Here is a 14,645-nt window from a genome sequence, read left to right as displayed (position 1 = left end):
GTCACTCGATGAACCGCTTTCACACAACGGAGACATGAACATGAAAAAAATGCTGCTGGCCGCCGCCCTGGCGCTGGCCTTGCCACAGTTGGCCTCGGCTGCCGACCCCTTGCGCATCGGCGTGCTCAACGACCAGTCGGGGCTGTATTCCGACTTTGGCGGCGTCACCTCGGTGACGGCGGCCGAGATGGCGGTGCAGGATTTCGGCGGCGAAGTGCTGGGCCGCAAGATCGAGGTCGTGTCGGCGGATCACCACAACAAGGTGGATACGGCGTCGGCCATCGCGCGCAAGTGGTTCGACCTGGAGCACGTCGAGATGATCACCGACCTGACCAACTCGGGCGTGGCGCTGGCGGTACAGGGCCTGGCCAAAGACCTCGACAAGGTCACGATCGCCACCGGCCCGTTTTCGGCTGCGCTGACCGACAAGGCCTGCTCGCCTACCGGGTTTCACTGGGTGTTCGACACCTATGCCGCCTCGGTGGGCACGGCGCGCGGCGTGATCGAGGACGGCGGCAAGAGCTGGTTCATCCTGGCCGCCGACTATGCTTTCGGCAAGCAGATGGCCGCCGACCTGACCCGCACCGTACAGGAAAACGGCGGCAAGGTGCTGGGCGAGGTGCGCCACCCCGTCGAATCGTCCGACTTCGCCTCGTTCCTGTTGCAGGCACAGTCCTCCGGCGCCCAGATCGTGGCACTGGCCAACGGCGGCCTGGATACGACCAACAGCATCAAGCAGGCCTCGGAGTTCGGCATTACGTCGGCGGGGCAGCGCATGGTTGCCCTGGCCATGGTCATCAGCGACGTGCATGCCCTGGGCCTGGACAAGGCCCACGGCCTGGTGGCCACCACCGCGTACTACTGGGATCGGGATGACGCAAGCCGCGAATTCGCCCAGCGCTTCGAGGCGAAGACCAAGCGCAAGCCCGGCATGGTGCAGGCAGGCACGTACTCCGCCGTGATGCACTACCTGAAGGCGGTGAAGGCCGCTGGCACCGTCGAGGGCAAGGCCGTGGCCGCGCAGATGCGCGCCTTGCCGGTCAATGACTTCTTCGCGCACAACGGCGTTGTCCGCGCGGACGGCCGCATGGCGCACGACATGTACCTGGTACAGGTGAAGACGCCCGCCGAGTCGCACGCCCCCTGGGATTACTACACCGTGCTGCGCACCCTGCCGGCCGACCTGGTCACGCGGCCCTTGTCCGAGTCGCAATGCCCGCTGGTCAAACAGTCCTGAACCTGAACACACAATCAAAAGGAACACACGCATGACGACGATCGCCTTCATCGGCCTGGGCCACATGGGCACCCCCATGAGTCGCAACCTGCTGCGCGGCGGGCACCGGGTGCTGGGCTTCGACCTTTCCGCTGACGCGCTGCAGGCCCTGAGCCAAGCAGGGGGGCAGGCAGCGACATCCATCGCGCACGCCGTGGGACAGGCCGATGTCGTCATCACGATGGTGCCCACGGGAACCCACGTGCGCCAGGTCTACGAGGGAGAAGCCGGCATCCTGGCTCACGCGCGGCCAGGGGCGCTGCTCATCGACAGTTCCACGATCGACGTCGAGAGTTCGCGGCTGGTGCACGACCTGGCGGCCCAGCAAGGCTTTGACATGGTCGATGCGCCGGTTTCCGGGGCGGTGCCCGCCGCCGAGGCGGCCCGGCTGGTGTTCATGGTGGGTGGGACGGCGGCCGCCTTCGAGCGGGCCGAGCCCATTTTGCAGCACATGGGCAGCTCGGTGGTGCACGTGGGGGCCGCCGGCTCGGGGCAGTCGATGAAGGCCTGCAACAACATGATGGCCGGCATGAGCGCCATCACCTTGAGCGAAACATTGGCGCTGGCCCGACGCCTGGGCCTCGACGAGCAAAAGGTCTATGACGTGATGACGCACGCCTCGGGCAACTGCTGGATGCTGCAGTCGTACTGCCCCGTGCCGGGGCCCGTGCCCGGCGCCCCCTCGAACCGGGACTACGCGCCGGGTTTCGCCATGTCCCTGATGTTGAAGGACATGCGCCTGGCGCAGGCTGCGGCCCGCACCGTGGGCTACGAAACCCCGTTTGCCGCCCGGGCGACGCAGATGTACGAAGCCGCCGTGGCCGAAGGGCACGGTGGGCGCGACTTCAGCTACATGTACAAGATCGTTTCCGGTGAATAGGGCGCCGCGATAGGGCGCAGGGCGGGGTATGTGACCGCCCTGCGTCTGTGACCGCCCGCTCGCGGGTGCCGAAACGGCGCGCGACAACAGCCGTGGATCATCCTCGCTCACGGTCAACGCCCCCTGTCGTGGGCGGCAATGCGATAATAGGAGTCCGCTCAAGAACGAACCCTTGCGTCCCATGAACCTGCCACGATTGCTTGCCGCCTCGCTTCTGTCCACCGCCGTGACGCTGGGGACGGCCCTGCTGCCCGGTGCGGCCAGCGCCGCGCCCCTGAAGCCGCTCACCGTGCTCACCAATCACACTTTCATCGGCAAGTACGCGCCGTTGTTCGTCGGCGTGGCGCAGGGCTACTACAAAGCCGCCGGCTTCGACGTCAAGATTCTGCCCACTGCGGGCAGCGGCGTGGTGATTTCCACCGTGGGCAGCGGCCAGGCCGATTATGGCGTGGCCGACGTCAGCCCGGTCGTCCAGGCCATCGCCAAGGGCGCGCGCGTGAAGGGCGCCTTCGTCTACATGAACAAGTCGGCGGTGGCGCTGGCCTCGCTGCAGCCTTTCCCGACATTGGAATCCATGCGCGGCAAGAAAATCGCCGCCGCGCAGGCGGACAGCGCACGGGTGGCTTTCCCCGTGGTGCTCGGGCGCAACCACTTGGCCCAGCTGCCCTTCAAATGGGTGGCCGCCGACCCCAACGTCTATTTTTCCTTGCTGCTCAGCGGTCAGGTCGATCTCATCAGCTCGTCGCTCGACGGCGACGTGCCCGCGCTTGAAAAAATCGCCAGCGCCCGTGGCAAGAAGGTTTACGCCTTCTCGTTCTACGACTGGGGCTACGACATCTATGGCCTCTGGCTGATCGGCAACGACCAGAAACTGCAGGCCGACCCCCAGGCCGCGGCGCGTTTTGCCCAGGCCACGCGCCAGGCCATGGAATACGCCATCGAGCACCCGGATGACGCCGCCCGGATCATGGTACAGGCCAATCCCATCCTCAATCTGGACACCATTGAAACCCAGTGGCGCGCCACCGTGGCCGCCATGGGTGCCAACCCGACGCAAGGCGGCCATTACGGCCTGGCAAGCAAGCCGCGCCTGCAAAGCACCATCGACATCGTCGGGACGGCATTGTCGCTCGATACCAACCGACTCAAGCCCGCCGACGTCTTCGACGCGGCCATGATCGAGCCCTGAGCGGGGCGGAAACCCACGGATGTCCGTCGCTCTCAGCGTGTCCCACCTGGGCAAATGGTTCGACTCGGCTACCCAGGCTCTGGATGACGTGTCCTTCGAGATCGGCTCGCAGTCTTTCGTGTCCATCGTGGGCCCCAGCGGCTGCGGCAAATCCACCCTGCTGCGCCTGGTCGCCGGGCTTGCGCCCGCCACCACGGGCAGCATCCGCGCCAATGGTCGGCTCGTCGATGGCCCTGTCGCGGGCGCCGGCATGGTCTTCCAGCGGCCCGTGCTGCTGCCCTGGCGCACGGTGCTGGAAAACGTCCTGTTCGTGGCCGAGATGGGTGGCCAACCCGCGCGCCGCTACGAGGCACAGGCGCGCCAGCTGCTGACGTTGGCCGGCCTGCAGGGCTTCGAGCACCATTATCCGCACGCGCTGTCGGGCGGTATGCAGCAGCGTGCCGCCATCTGCCGCGCCTTGCTGCTGCAGCCCTCGCTGCTGCTCATGGACGAGCCCTTCGCCGCGCTTGACGTCATGACGCGCGAGCAGCTGGGCTTCGAGCTGCAACGCATCTGGGGCGCGCGCAAGAGCACGGTGCTGTTCGTGACGCACAGCATCACTGAAGCGGCCTTGCTGTCCGACCAGGTGCTCGTGATGAGCGCGCGGCCTGGCCGCATCGAGCGCATCGTCGATATTCCACTGCCGCGCCCGCGCACGGCTCAGACGCTGCAATCGCCCGCCTTTCTCGCCCTGAGCGCCACGATCCGCGACAGCATCGAGCGCAACATCCAGGCCGACCCGTACACGCAGGTGCCGGTCGCATGAGCGCGCGCCCGCCAGACAGCCAGCTGCCTCCAGGGGGCGGCCCCGCCGCGCCCGCGCCGCAGGGCAGGGCGCACGTCCGGGGGCCGGGTCGTCCCACGGGGGCAGGCGGCGGCGCGGCGCTCAAGGCGGTACTGGCCACCTGTGCATTGCTGGCCCTGTGGCAGTGGGGCGTGCCCTGGTCGGGCGTTCCGGCGTATGTCCTGCCGGTGCCCAGCGCCGTGGCCACCCGTTTCGCGCAGACCTTTTCCCTGCAGATGCATCACCTGGGCGTCACCAGTCTGACCACGCTGGCCGGCCTCGCGCTCAGCCTGCTGGTCGGCGTGCTGCTGGCGCTGACCGTGGTCTACGTGCGCGGCCTCAAGCTCTTCGTGCTGCCGCTGCTCTCGGCGTTCAACGGCATCCCGAAGATCGCGTTGGCGCCGCTGTTCGTGATCTGGCTGGGCCTGGGGCCGCAGTCCAAAGTGCTGCTGGCTTTTTTGCTGGCCATCTTCCCCATCTTCGTCGGTGCGCTCAGCGGCCTGAGCGAGATCGAGGCCGACGTGCTCGATCTGTCGCGCCTGGCGGGCGGCACGCTCTGGCGCATCTTCCTGAAGGTGCGCCTGATGCATGCCCTGCCTTACCTGACGGACGCCCTCAAGGTGGCGATCCCGCTTGCGCTGGCGGGCTCGATCGTGGGCGAATTCATTGGCGGCAATGCCGGTATCGGCTATCTGATCCTGACGGCGCAGTTCAACATGGATGTGCCGCTGGTCTTTGCCGCCTTGCTGTCGCTCACGCTGTTCACCACGGCGGGAATCGCCGCCGTGGCGCTGATCGAGCGCTTTTTCCTGCGCTGGATGCCGTCGCGCCGCAGTTGAACCGGCCTTTGGTCACCCGCTTTGACCTGTGGCAAGCCCGCTTCAATCGGGTATGCATGCAGAAGTAGAGGCTTTCGCCATGTTTGCGCGTGGAGGCAGTACGCCATCGGATCAAGGGCTCTAGGAAAGTAGGGCATCCTCGCCCATCAGGTCGGACGTAGACCTGCTAGTGAATAGCCCGCCAAGGTTGCGAGTGCGATAGTGCAGAAGCTGGCGCCTGCGTAGAACGTGGCGGCTGCGCCCATTTTTTCCCAGAGTAGGCCCGCAAAAACGCTGGCAAAGAGCATGGCAACGCCGCTCACAAGGTTGAAGAACCCGTAAGCAGTACCTCTCAGGTCGGGCGGTGCGGCATTCGCCACCATGGTAGCAAGCAAGCCCTGGGTCGCTCCCAGATGAACTCCCCACAGCAAAATACCGGCTGTGATGATGGTCCAGTGCTGCCCCATCGCTAGCAGTAGGTCGGCTGCGATCAGCATCACCAGGCCTAGCGCCAACAGAGCTTGGTGGCTCATATGGTCTGAAAGTTTTCCAAAAGGGTAGGCCGACACAGAGAACGCGAGATTCATGGCTACGATAGCCAGTGGCACGAGAGCGATGGCGATGCCGCTGTCCTGGGCTCGCAGGACCAGAAAGGCCTCGCTGAAGCGGGCCAGGGTGAAGACCGCTCCGATGCCCACCACCCACCAGTAGCTGGCTGGCATGCGGCGCAGGTTTTCGCGGCGGATCGGATTAATGCGTTTTATTTTTCGTGTGGAAGTAGGCTCTCGCAGGCCGAAGATTAGGAGCAGGACACAAGCTGCTCCAGGAATCACAGCCACCCAAAAGACCGTGCGGAAGTGATCCGCCCAGATTAGCATGAAACCCACGGCTAGCAGCGGCCCCAGGGTGGCGCCGACCGCATCTAGCGCCTGTCGCAGGCCGAAGGCTGCGCCACGGATCTCCGGGGGACTCAGGTCAGCGACCAGCGCGTCACGTGGTGCGCCGCGCACGCCCTTGCCGATGCGATCCAGCAGGCGTGCCGCAAACACCACGCCGATTGTGGGCGCCAGCGCAAACAACGGCTTGGTCAATGCTGCGAGCGCGTAACCAAAGACCGCCAATCCCTTGCGCTTACCCAGGTAGTCGCTGAGGGCTCCGGAGAACACCTTGATGATGAGCGCGGTAGATTCGGCGATACCTTCGATCCAGCCGACCTCCTGGGCGCTGGCGCCCAGCGTGGTCACCATAAACATGGGCAGCAGACTGTGGATGAGTTCCGACGAGACATCCATCAGCAGACTGACGAAACCCAAAACCCAGACCCCGTGTGGGATATTTTTTGAGGGCGGGTTGTAGGTCCTAGTCTCCGTCTCAACGGATTGCATGATCTCGGTTCCTTCTTTGGGCCATCGCCGTCAGCAATATGGTGAGTGTGCTCAGCGTTTGACCCAACCACACGCGATCAGCGGTGAAAATATCTTACGGTGAATCAGGGTTGCCAGGTGGAAGGCGGGCGGCAGATACCAGAAGGCAGTGCGTAGCGATAGCCAGGTGCTTGCCACCGCGACAAGGCCGGCGCCCGCCATGTCTAGCGGGAAATGCACCCCGAGGTAGATGCGCGACCACGCAAGTGGGAGCCCGAGAAGGGCCAGCCCCGTGCCCAGATTGTGCCGCCCTTGTGCAAGGAAGCTGAACGCAACGGCCCACCACAAGGTCAGATGGTCGCTTGGAAAAGATGAATCGGGTGCGTGAGCAATCAAGGTATGGCCCAGATGAACCATGAAGGGGCGTGGATGCCACCAGAATAGGCTGATCAGTTGATTGGCGAACAGCCCCAGTGTTGCGCTTGCCGTTGCGACCAATAGGAGCTGCCGTGTACGGGTTCCGCCGTAGAGCCAACCAATTCCGATCAGTGCCGGTATCGCCCAGATGAGGTCCCTAGCCAGAAAAATGGCGATGGAAAGAATGAGGTGGTCTGGGTGGTCTGGTGCGTTAAACCACAGGAAGAGTGACTGGTTGATAGCTTCCATGGAATCTACGTGCCCCTGCTTTGAAATGACCTGTTCTCACGGCCGAAGTTGTTCGCGGGAGAAAGCTTACAGGGCCGGACTTAGGACAGACTGAGGAAAAGCTGCTATCCAGGGGCGTGCCACTTCATTGCAAGCCGGTTCAATGTTCAATGAATTGTTTGGGGCCTGTCTTACTTCAGGTAAGTTCGAATGGCATCAATGAGCTCACTTGCACCCTGCTCACGATCAGCTTGGCTGGCAACCTCTGCACCTGCGACATGTCCCTTGATATGGCTTTCGATGAGTTCGGTCATCAGCCCCCGCACGGCACCTTGCACTGCGGCTACCTGATGCAGGATGTCTGCACATTCCTTTTCAGCATTCAGTCCCCTTTCGATTGCCTCTACCTGACCTCGAATGCGGCGCACACGGGCGAGCAGCCTAGTCTTCCCCTGATTGGTATGGCTCATAACGATAATAGGTAATTTATAGGGTAGTGGGGTATAGTATAACTCTCATGAAAGCTCGTGCCTTCTGGTCTTCGTCAGTCTATGCAGCGCTGGGGGCAGCCGCACTCTTTGGCGCCAGCACGCCGTTTGCCAAAGTGCTGCTAAAGGGCACCTCACCCGTTCTGCTTGCCGGGCTACTGTATCTTGGCAGTGGCATTGGGCTTGGGTTGGTCCGGCTGCTTCGCGATCGTGGCTGGCGTATACCGTCGCTGTCGCGACCCGAGTGGGGGTGGCTCGTCCTTGCTATCGGTCTTGGCGGTGTGCTTGGGCCGCTGCTCCTGATGTTCGGGCTTGCAACGACGCCGGCCTCGACGGCGTCACTGCTGCTTAACCTCGAGGCCGTGCTCACGGCCGTGATCGCCTGGGTGGTATTCCGGGAAAGCACGGACCGTAACGTTATGCTGGGCATGCTGGTGATTGTGACCGGCGCAGCGCTACTGACTTGGCCGGATATGCGGCAGAGCACGGGAGGCTGGAGTTGGGGGAGTCTCTTCATCGCCTGTGCTTGCTTGTGCTGGGCGTTAGACAATAACTTCACCCGCAAGGTATCGGCCTCAGATGCCCTGTTCCTCGCAGGCCTCAAGGGAATGGTGGCCGGGGTCGTAAACACTGGCATGGCTCTAGTTCTCGGGGCCCGGCTTCCCGGTGCCGTCGCGATGGGCGGGGCCATGATTGTAGGACTTCTAGGCTACGGAGTGAGCTTGGTCTTGTTCGTACTGGCCTTGCGGGGGCTGGGGACGGCGCGCACGGGGGCGTATTTCTCGACAGCCCCATTCATCGGGGCTGCAATTGCCATACTGATTTTTGGCGAGCAGGTCACGGGAGTCTTCTGGGTGGTGTTCGTCCTCATGGCGGTTGGCGTCTGGCTCCACCTTACGGAACGCCATGAGCACATGCACACGCACGAGGCAATCATCCATACCCATCGCCACGTGCATGACGAGCACCACCATCACAGCCATGATTTTCCGTGGGACGGGCGCGAGCCACATACGCACGAGCATACGCATGCGCCGATTACACACAACCATCCGCACTATCCGGACATTCATCATCGGCATCGGCACTCTGATCATGGTAATTGATGCCGATCATTCGAGGGACTGATATTGGTCCATTGTTTTACGCCCTTGTATCAGGTTCGCTTCTGAAGCAGCAAATCGGTCGTTGATTGTCTGCTACACAAAAGCGGCAGCCCTTGCCTTAGACGGTTCCTCAGCCTGTCCTAAGTCGCACCCCGTAGTCTCTCCACTGCGCAATTCCTGCGTTTCCTTTTGGAGAGTCCACCATGAACCGTTACATCAAACCCACCATTGCAGCTATCGTCATCGCTACAGCTGGAACAGGCGCTTATGCCGCTACCAGCCACGGACAGAATGACGCCCTGGCGATATCGGGTGCCAAGACTTCGTTGGTGCAAGCAATCGCCACGGCTGAGCAGAGCGCCAGCGGCAAGGCCGTCGAAGCCAAATTCAAAGGCGACGCCAAAGAAGGCCCGCTCTACAAAGTAGAAGTGGTAAGCGGTGACAAAGTCTTTGACGTCAAAGTCGATGCTGAAAAAGGAACCGTTATTTCGTCGAAAGTCGACACGTCTGATCACGACGAGGATGACGACTGATGATTCACTGATACGCATAAGATCCCCTGAGGTGACACTGCCCCTCAGGGGATCCTGTCGCCTGAAGCCGGTTATCGGAGATACACGATCATGAATATCTCACCTTTGAATACGATGAACTCGAACGACTGGTTCGTGAAGGTTCCCGCCATCACGCTATCCTTTTGGATTATCAAGGTCATGTCCACTACGGTGGGCGAAACCGCTGCGGATTTCCTGGCGGTGAACGCAGGACTGGGGCAGGTCGCAACCCGCACTCTCATGGCGGTACTTCTCATCGCCGCTTTGACTGTCCAGTTGCGAAGGCCGCGCTATACCCCCTGGGCGTACTGGCTCACGGTCGTACTCGTCAGCATTGTCGGAACGCAGATCACGGACCTGCTCACGGACGGTCTCGGGGTTAGTTTGTATGTCAGCACGCCAATCTTTGCTGTGCTGCTGATGGTCATTTTTGTAGCCTGGTATGCCGTGGAGCGCACCCTCTCCATCCATGACATTGTGTCGCGTCGACGTGAGCTCTTCTATTGGGCAGCGATCCTGTGCACGTTTTCCCTGGGCACTGCGGCGGGAGACCTCGCCACTGAGGCGCTGGGCATGGGCTTTACCGTGGGTGTAATGATCTTTGGCGGACTCATTGCCGCCACTTATGCGAGCTTCCGGATGGGGGGAGGCGCCGTGCTGACCTTCTGGATCGCCTATATCCTGACCCGCCCTCTGGGTGCTTCGCTGGGCGATCTGCTCACTCAGGCGAAAACCTATGGCGGATTCGGTATGGGGACAGCCTGGACAAGCGCACTCTTTCTGACAGTCATCGTGTTGTTGGTGGCCTTTGAGCAGTACGAGGTCCGGGCCGGCAGCCCGCTGCGGGCGAGCCGGTAAACCAGTCCATCAAGAGAACAGGAACATTTCATGCAAGTTACACCTCTCATGACTCGCGCGGCCCTGACCCTGGTCATTGCCTTCCCACTCTTCATGATTACGGGCTGCTCAAAGTCTGCCAATTTGTCGGCGGGTACATCAGCCGCGTTGACACCGACAGCCTCGAAGTTAGGAGATTTATCTTCGTTCCGAAAGATGACGGCTGACGTTGCTACATTTGTCGATAAAGGGGATCTTGCGCGTGCCAAGTCTCGGATCAAGGATCTGGAAGTAGCCTGGGACTCAGCCGAAGCGGGTCTGAAGCCCAGGGACGCCAGCAATTGGCACATACTGGATAAGGCAATCGACTCGGCACTTACGGCAGTACGCGCGGATCCGCCCAACCAGGTCGACTGCAAGATTGCGTTGTCCGCGCTTCTTCAAACTTTTGATAAGCTTCAGGGAAAGGCCTGAGGCGAATGAGCAGATGGATGTCACCGGGTTGATTCAGTCCTATGGCTACTGGGCCGTTGCATTTGGCACTTTTCTTGAAGGAGAAACGGTGCTCCTTGCAGCGGCCGCTGCAGCTTCCCATGACTATCTACGGCTGCCCATAGTGATCGCCATCGCCGCCACTTTCGGGTTCCTGGGAGACCAGATCTTCTTCCTCCTAGGGCATCGCTATGGTGTGCGGCTCATCGCCCGATTTCCATCGCTCGAACCACGCATCGCCCGAGTTCAGGCACTACTGAAGCGTCACGACGCACCTCTTATCCTCGCCATCCGCTTTCTCTATGGCCTGCGAGTAGCAGGTCCCATTGCAATCGGTACGAGTGGTGTTCACTGGGCACGATTTGCCGTATTCAACTTCGCGGGGGCAGCCATTTGGGCCATAGTCGTCGGGAGCATCGGCTACGGACTTGGGCAGGGGTTGAGCCACCTACTACCGCTATTGGGTGATTTTGATGTGGATGAAATTTGGACCCTAGCCGTTATCGCTGGCGTAGTCATCCTTCTGAAGATTGGCAGGCACGGGAGGCAGGCTATCCAAGCCAGGCGGGCACGGCAACAGATTCGGAGAAGCTGAATTGAGAGTTTTACTCGTTGAAGACGATTCCATGATCGGCGAGGCCGTTCAGGACGCGTTAAAGGAGGCTGCGTATGCGGTGGACTGGGTAAGCGATGGCCTCGCCGCACTCTCGGCTACCGACACCCAGCGCTACGACCTGATATTGTTGGATCTGGGTTTGCCAGGCAAGGACGGACAAGATGTGCTGAGAGCCATCCGTGCGCACGGCAACCCAGTGCCGCTAGTTATCTTGACCGCGCGCGATGCGCTAGGCGACCGATTGCGGGGGCTTGATGGCGGTGCGGATGATTATCTCGTCAAGCCTTTCGAGATGGACGAGTTGCTTGCCCGCATGCGGGCGGTACTGCGGCGTAAAGAGGGCAACGCCGCGCCAGTGCTCGGCAATGGCGTGCTAACGCTTGATCCCGAAACACGAGAGGCGGCAGTGGGGGACTGTTCCCCCGTGCGCCTGACGGGGCGCGAATTTGCCCTACTGCGGGCACTCCTTGCCAGGCCTGGCGCCATTCTGTCGCGCGCGGATCTGGAGGACCGTATCTATGGCTGGGGCGAAGAGGTGGAAAGCAATGCCATTGAATACATCATCCATGCATTACGCAAAAAACTGGGCAATGACGTCATCGAAAACGTGAGGGGGCTCGGATGGATGGTCTCAAAAAGCGGCTGAGCACCTCAGTTCAGTATCGACTGTCGTTTGCACTTACGGCCACAATCATCGCTGTGGCGGTAGTTGCGGGCGTTTTCTCGTTTCTATCGGCCTTCGATGAAGCGCATGATCTGCAAGACGACATGCTGCACCAGATTGCCTCATTGGTGGATCAGCAGCGTCTGACATGGGCTCCTGGCGCGGATGCACCCCGCACTGAAGATGCGGACGACGATACGACAATCACCATTCAGGTATTAGGAGCAAGGGGCAATTTCGCTGGCAAGATGCACGGTAGAGGTGCCTTGCCCTTGCCTGACGCGCTTGAGGATGGTCTGCATACTCTCACCATCGCGGATGAGTCATACCGTGTGCTGGTGAAAACCATAGCCACGGGGACCAGAATTGCCGTTTCGCAGGAAACCGACGCACGCGATGAAATGGCCTACAACAGCGCATGGCGCACGCTTCTGCCGTTTCTGATCCTCGTGCCGGTACTGCTTCTCATCATCTCACAGCTCGTACGCAAGATGTTCCGTCCTATTACGGACCTTTCCAGGCAAATTGATGCGCGTGCGGAAAGCAGCCTGGAACCTATCCATGATGGCCATTTACCCACAGAAGTGCGCCCCTTTGTGCTCGCCATCAATCGGCTTCTCGTTCGCGTTGCGGAATCCGTCAATGTCCAGCGACGATTTGTGGCTGACGCTGCGCACGAGCTGCGTTCCCCGCTTACGGCACTGTCATTGCAGGCGCAGCGCATGGAGCATCTGGAGATGTCCAGCGCTGCCCGCGAGCGGCTGCGTATCTTGCAAAAGGGTATTGAACGCGGGCGTAATCTGCTCAACCAGCTGCTGAGCCTTTCCAAGGTGCAGGCAGCGACAGAGATGCCTGGAGCGCCCGTCTTGGTGCGCGGCATCTACCGCGCGGTGTTGGAAGACCTGATGCCAATGGCGAAAGCCAAGCGTATAGATCTGGGCGTTGTGGAGGGGCCCGATACCACCGTCTGCGCGACGGAGCTGGATCTTTTCACACTGGTTAAAAATCTAGTGGACAACGCCATTCGCTACACGCCCGATGGTGGTCGGGTGGATCTTGCGACCCATGTTGCCGGCGCGATCGTGGTCGTGCAGGTTTCAGATACGGGGCCAGGGATTCCGCCACAGGAACGGGAGCGCGTTTTTGACCCTTTTTATCGCGTGCTTGGCAACGACGCACTTGGATCAGGCCTGGGGCTGGCTATCGTCAAGACCATCGCCCACCGGATGGGGGCGCAAGTAACGCTCGATAATACAGACCCATCCACGCAGACCGGACTGACCGTCACGGTTTGCATTCCGACGAGTCACAGTTCATGAGCCTCCAACTCGTCGGCGACTAGCGTGTCCACGCGCCTATAGACCATAACCTTTGCTGGTGGCATATTTTTCCAGACGATGCTGCTATCGCATGCTGCAAAATCATTCTGCAATTCTGCAGATTCGCCGCGTAGAGCGTAAGTGAATTGCACCAGGAGGCCACCCGGGCGTAGGACGCTTCGCCATTGATCAAGAATCGCCGAGACAAGTTGGGGAGCCAGTGAGCGTAGTGGCAGGCTGGAGACGACAGCATCTACCGTTGCGCCTTCCGGCAGCAGATTTATGAGGTCCGCAGCATCTGCTTGCCAAATGGGCAGCGCTGGGAAGCGACGACGCAGATGCTGCGCTAAGGCCGCAGAGCGCTCAACGATTCGAAGGCGCATAGGCGATACGCCTCTGTCGAGTAGGGCTTGTGTCACTGACCCTGTTCCGGCACCCAGCTCTACTACCAGGCCGTCGCTCTGTACAGGTACCGGACAGGCCATACGGCGCGCAAGCCCTGTGGAACTTGGCCACACTGCTCCGACGATAGTAGGCTTTCTAAGAAACTCATGCACAAATAGGGCTGAAGAGGATGTTTCAAAGGACTTTGCCGCCCGATACGTGCTGGTCGCACAGTCGACTCCAATGGACCTTAGGTCGCTGACGAATGACCGCCGTGTGCTGTCCGTGAACCTTGACATGGAACTCTCCGTTGATTCAATGCGTTGAGGCTAGTCGAACAGACTTAGGCTACGCTGAGGTTCTTGTCAGCACGAACGTAGCACAAGATCAAACGGTGTCGTTCGACGCGCCAGGCAGGAGTCCACGCACAGGAACAGGCCAAGCTGTTTGAAAACACACCTGGAGCGATTCAGAACAAGGTGAGGTATATGTGCACCCACCCAGCTTCTTGAGCAGCTTCGATTAGCTCGAAGACTGGGATCGCGAGGAAGTAAGGTAGGGCGTCACGAATGGTTTTCCATACCCCCTCTAAATCTACCGTTATATGCTTTGGAGATCTCCACAGATGCCATCGTGGGTAGAATCGTGGTACCTGTTGGCGGTAAACATCAAAAGCCGCGCCGAACGCTTTGTGTAGCAGAATCTCCTCTTCTTCTACGATCCAACGAAAGATCAGGTAGGCGGCGAATGCAAAAACCAAACCGACAATCAGGCTACCCGTCTGCAAGCCAATACCCAATACCGCCAAGATGGAAAAGACATATAGCGGGTTTCGGCTTATGGAGTAGGGCCCCTCGACTATTAGGTCGGTGCCCTTTCGGCCACCCACATACAGCATGCATGCCGCGCGTCCCAACACAGCCAAGATGATCAGCCCCAGGCCGATCCATTCCAGCCCTTGGTGCTGGAAACTCGATTCTGGCCACGCCGAGCCTACCCAAAGCAGCGAGCATACCGCGATGGTGGCTAGCCATCCTAGGGCATGACGGCGCCTTACCTGTGATCGGGCTAGGCGTTCCCAAGCTGAGTTGATCTCGTCGGGTGTTGCATTGGAGTCTTGGTTGAGAGGAGAGGATTTCTGCTGGCTCATCACAGCGTCCCTTACGCTTCGGAAGGGGACAAGTGTACAG

The 14,645-nt window shown here is 60.6% G+C and carries 17 protein-coding genes; 12 read left to right on the top strand and 5 right to left on the bottom strand.

Going from position 1 to position 14,645, the window contains the following annotated elements; all coding sequences use genetic code 11:
• Window positions 1-40: 40 nt before the first annotated feature.
• The 5 genes from CCA01S_RS08675 to CCA01S_RS08655 all read left to right on the top strand — a co-directional run bounded on the left by CCA01S_RS08675 (window position 41) and on the right by CCA01S_RS08655 (window position 5,007).
• On the top strand, window positions 41-1,237 hold the full coding sequence (locus CCA01S_RS08675; protein ID WP_066456970.1) for an ABC transporter substrate-binding protein: 1,197 nt from the start codon (window positions 41-43) through the stop codon (window positions 1,235-1,237).
• Between the two features lie 31 nt (window positions 1,238-1,268).
• Complete coding sequence (gene mmsB / locus CCA01S_RS08670) at window positions 1,269-2,156, top strand: 3-hydroxyisobutyrate dehydrogenase (protein WP_066456968.1); 888 nt, start codon at window positions 1,269-1,271, stop codon at window positions 2,154-2,156.
• Window positions 2,157-2,337: 181 nt separating this feature from the next.
• Window positions 2,338-3,345, top strand: coding sequence for an ABC transporter substrate-binding protein (locus CCA01S_RS08665; RefSeq protein ID WP_084386622.1), 1,008 nt, complete (start codon window positions 2,338-2,340; stop codon window positions 3,343-3,345).
• A 19-nt stretch (window positions 3,346-3,364) separates the two neighbouring features.
• Window positions 3,365-4,150 (top strand): ABC transporter ATP-binding protein, encoded by a 786-nt coding sequence (locus CCA01S_RS08660; RefSeq protein WP_066456963.1) that lies wholly within the window; start codon window positions 3,365-3,367, stop codon window positions 4,148-4,150.
• Complete coding sequence (locus CCA01S_RS08655) at window positions 4,147-5,007, top strand: ABC transporter permease (protein WP_084386621.1); 861 nt, start codon at window positions 4,147-4,149, stop codon at window positions 5,005-5,007. The genes CCA01S_RS08660 and CCA01S_RS08655 overlap by 4 nt, the downstream gene beginning before the upstream one ends.
• Window positions 5,008-5,153: 146 nt before the next feature.
• Here CCA01S_RS08655 and CCA01S_RS08650 read toward each other — a convergent pair whose 3' ends face one another.
• The 3 genes from CCA01S_RS08650 to CCA01S_RS15280 all read right to left on the bottom strand — a co-directional run bounded on the left by CCA01S_RS08650 (window position 5,154) and on the right by CCA01S_RS15280 (window position 7,465).
• Window positions 5,154-6,371 (bottom strand): MFS transporter, encoded by a 1,218-nt coding sequence (locus CCA01S_RS08650; protein WP_066456954.1) that lies wholly within the window; start codon window positions 6,369-6,371, stop codon window positions 5,154-5,156.
• A gap of 51 nt (window positions 6,372-6,422) precedes the next feature.
• Entirely contained in the window at window positions 6,423-7,016 is a 594-nt protein-coding gene (locus CCA01S_RS08645; RefSeq protein ID WP_066456952.1) for an undecaprenyl-diphosphatase, read from the bottom strand.
• Window positions 7,017-7,186: 170 nt separating this feature from the next.
• The gene (locus tag CCA01S_RS15280; RefSeq protein WP_084386620.1) at window positions 7,187-7,465 is read right to left on the bottom strand and encodes a metal/formaldehyde-sensitive transcriptional repressor; all 279 of its coding nucleotides are present in this window, start codon (window positions 7,463-7,465) and stop codon (window positions 7,187-7,189) included.
• Between the two features lie 47 nt (window positions 7,466-7,512).
• On the opposite strand from CCA01S_RS15280, the gene CCA01S_RS08635 reads away from it, so the two are divergent.
• The 7 genes from CCA01S_RS08635 (at window position 7,513) to CCA01S_RS08605 (ending at window position 13,071) form a co-directional block, all read left to right on the top strand.
• Window positions 7,513-8,589 carry a DMT family transporter gene (locus CCA01S_RS08635; RefSeq protein WP_066457080.1) on the top strand — a complete coding sequence of 359 codons (1,077 nt, stop codon included), beginning with the start codon at window positions 7,513-7,515 and terminating at the stop codon, window positions 8,587-8,589.
• Window positions 8,590-8,792: 203 nt separating this feature from the next.
• Window positions 8,793-9,122, top strand: coding sequence for a PepSY domain-containing protein (locus CCA01S_RS08630; protein WP_066456948.1), 330 nt, complete (start codon window positions 8,793-8,795; stop codon window positions 9,120-9,122).
• Between the two features lie 90 nt (window positions 9,123-9,212).
• Complete coding sequence (locus tag CCA01S_RS08625; protein WP_180984141.1) at window positions 9,213-10,001, top strand: COG4705 family protein; 789 nt, start codon at window positions 9,213-9,215, stop codon at window positions 9,999-10,001.
• A gap of 30 nt (window positions 10,002-10,031) precedes the next feature.
• Entirely contained in the window at window positions 10,032-10,454 is a 423-nt protein-coding gene (locus CCA01S_RS08620; protein ID WP_066456946.1) for a hypothetical protein, read from the top strand.
• Between the two features lie 13 nt (window positions 10,455-10,467).
• A complete protein-coding gene (locus CCA01S_RS08615; protein WP_066456943.1) occupies window positions 10,468-11,067 on the top strand; it encodes a DedA family protein in 600 nt (199 codons plus the stop codon).
• 1 nt (window position 11,068) lies between these two features.
• Window positions 11,069-11,734 carry a response regulator transcription factor gene (locus CCA01S_RS08610; protein WP_066456941.1) on the top strand — a complete coding sequence of 222 codons (666 nt, stop codon included), beginning with the start codon at window positions 11,069-11,071 and terminating at the stop codon, window positions 11,732-11,734.
• The gene (locus CCA01S_RS08605; protein WP_066456938.1) at window positions 11,710-13,071 is read left to right on the top strand and encodes an ATP-binding protein; all 1,362 of its coding nucleotides are present in this window, start codon (window positions 11,710-11,712) and stop codon (window positions 13,069-13,071) included. Before CCA01S_RS08610 ends, CCA01S_RS08605 begins: the two co-directional genes overlap by 25 nt.
• Here the strand turns inward: CCA01S_RS08605 and CCA01S_RS15275 are convergent.
• Together CCA01S_RS15275 and CCA01S_RS08600 are read right to left on the bottom strand one after the other, a co-directional pair.
• Complete coding sequence (locus tag CCA01S_RS15275; RefSeq protein WP_308411238.1) at window positions 13,059-13,556, bottom strand: class I SAM-dependent methyltransferase; 498 nt, start codon at window positions 13,554-13,556, stop codon at window positions 13,059-13,061. The genes CCA01S_RS08605 and CCA01S_RS15275 overlap by 13 nt on opposite strands.
• Before the next feature lie 368 nt (window positions 13,557-13,924).
• Entirely contained in the window at window positions 13,925-14,605 is a 681-nt protein-coding gene (locus CCA01S_RS08600; RefSeq protein ID WP_066456937.1) for a methyltransferase family protein, read from the bottom strand.
• Between the last annotated feature and the right edge of the window lie 40 nt (window positions 14,606-14,645).

This window comes from Castellaniella caeni NBRC 101664, assembly GCF_001592225.1.
In the GTDB taxonomy this organism is placed as follows: Bacteria; Pseudomonadota; Gammaproteobacteria; order Burkholderiales; family Burkholderiaceae_B; genus Castellaniella; species Castellaniella caeni.
The sequence above is the reverse complement of the archived record's forward strand: the minus strand, read 5'-3'. Positions and strand labels throughout refer to the sequence as shown.

Excerpts from the sequence above, each read along its gene's own strand:
- CCA01S_RS08675 (WP_066456970.1), top strand. The coding sequence starts at position 41 with ATGAAAAAAATGCTGCTGGCCGCCGCCCTGGCGCTGGCCTTGCCACAG.
- mmsB (WP_066456968.1), top strand. The coding sequence starts at position 1,269 with ATGACGACGATCGCCTTCATCGGCCTGGGCCACATGGGCACCCCCATG.
- CCA01S_RS08665 (WP_084386622.1), top strand. The coding sequence starts at position 2,338 with ATGAACCTGCCACGATTGCTTGCCGCCTCGCTTCTGTCCACCGCCGTG.
- CCA01S_RS08660 (WP_066456963.1), top strand. The coding sequence starts at position 3,365 with ATGTCCGTCGCTCTCAGCGTGTCCCACCTGGGCAAATGGTTCGACTCG.
- CCA01S_RS08655 (WP_084386621.1), top strand. The coding sequence starts at position 4,147 with ATGAGCGCGCGCCCGCCAGACAGCCAGCTGCCTCCAGGGGGCGGCCCC.
- CCA01S_RS08650 (WP_066456954.1), bottom strand. The coding sequence starts at position 6,371 with ATGCAATCCGTTGAGACGGAGACTAGGACCTACAACCCGCCCTCAAAA.
- CCA01S_RS08645 (WP_066456952.1), bottom strand. The coding sequence starts at position 7,016 with ATGGAAGCTATCAACCAGTCACTCTTCCTGTGGTTTAACGCACCAGAC.
- CCA01S_RS15280 (WP_084386620.1), bottom strand. The coding sequence starts at position 7,465 with ATGAGCCATACCAATCAGGGGAAGACTAGGCTGCTCGCCCGTGTGCGC.
- CCA01S_RS08635 (WP_066457080.1), top strand. The coding sequence starts at position 7,513 with ATGAAAGCTCGTGCCTTCTGGTCTTCGTCAGTCTATGCAGCGCTGGGG.
- CCA01S_RS08630 (WP_066456948.1), top strand. The coding sequence starts at position 8,793 with ATGAACCGTTACATCAAACCCACCATTGCAGCTATCGTCATCGCTACA.
- CCA01S_RS08625 (WP_180984141.1), top strand. The coding sequence starts at position 9,213 with ATGAATATCTCACCTTTGAATACGATGAACTCGAACGACTGGTTCGTG.
- CCA01S_RS08620 (WP_066456946.1), top strand. The coding sequence starts at position 10,032 with ATGCAAGTTACACCTCTCATGACTCGCGCGGCCCTGACCCTGGTCATT.
- CCA01S_RS08615 (WP_066456943.1), top strand. The coding sequence starts at position 10,468 with ATGGATGTCACCGGGTTGATTCAGTCCTATGGCTACTGGGCCGTTGCA.
- CCA01S_RS08605 (WP_066456938.1), top strand. The coding sequence starts at position 11,710 with ATGGATGGTCTCAAAAAGCGGCTGAGCACCTCAGTTCAGTATCGACTG.
- CCA01S_RS15275 (WP_308411238.1), bottom strand. The coding sequence starts at position 13,556 with ATGGCCTGTCCGGTACCTGTACAGAGCGACGGCCTGGTAGTAGAGCTG.
- CCA01S_RS08600 (WP_066456937.1), bottom strand. The coding sequence starts at position 14,605 with ATGAGCCAGCAGAAATCCTCTCCTCTCAACCAAGACTCCAATGCAACA.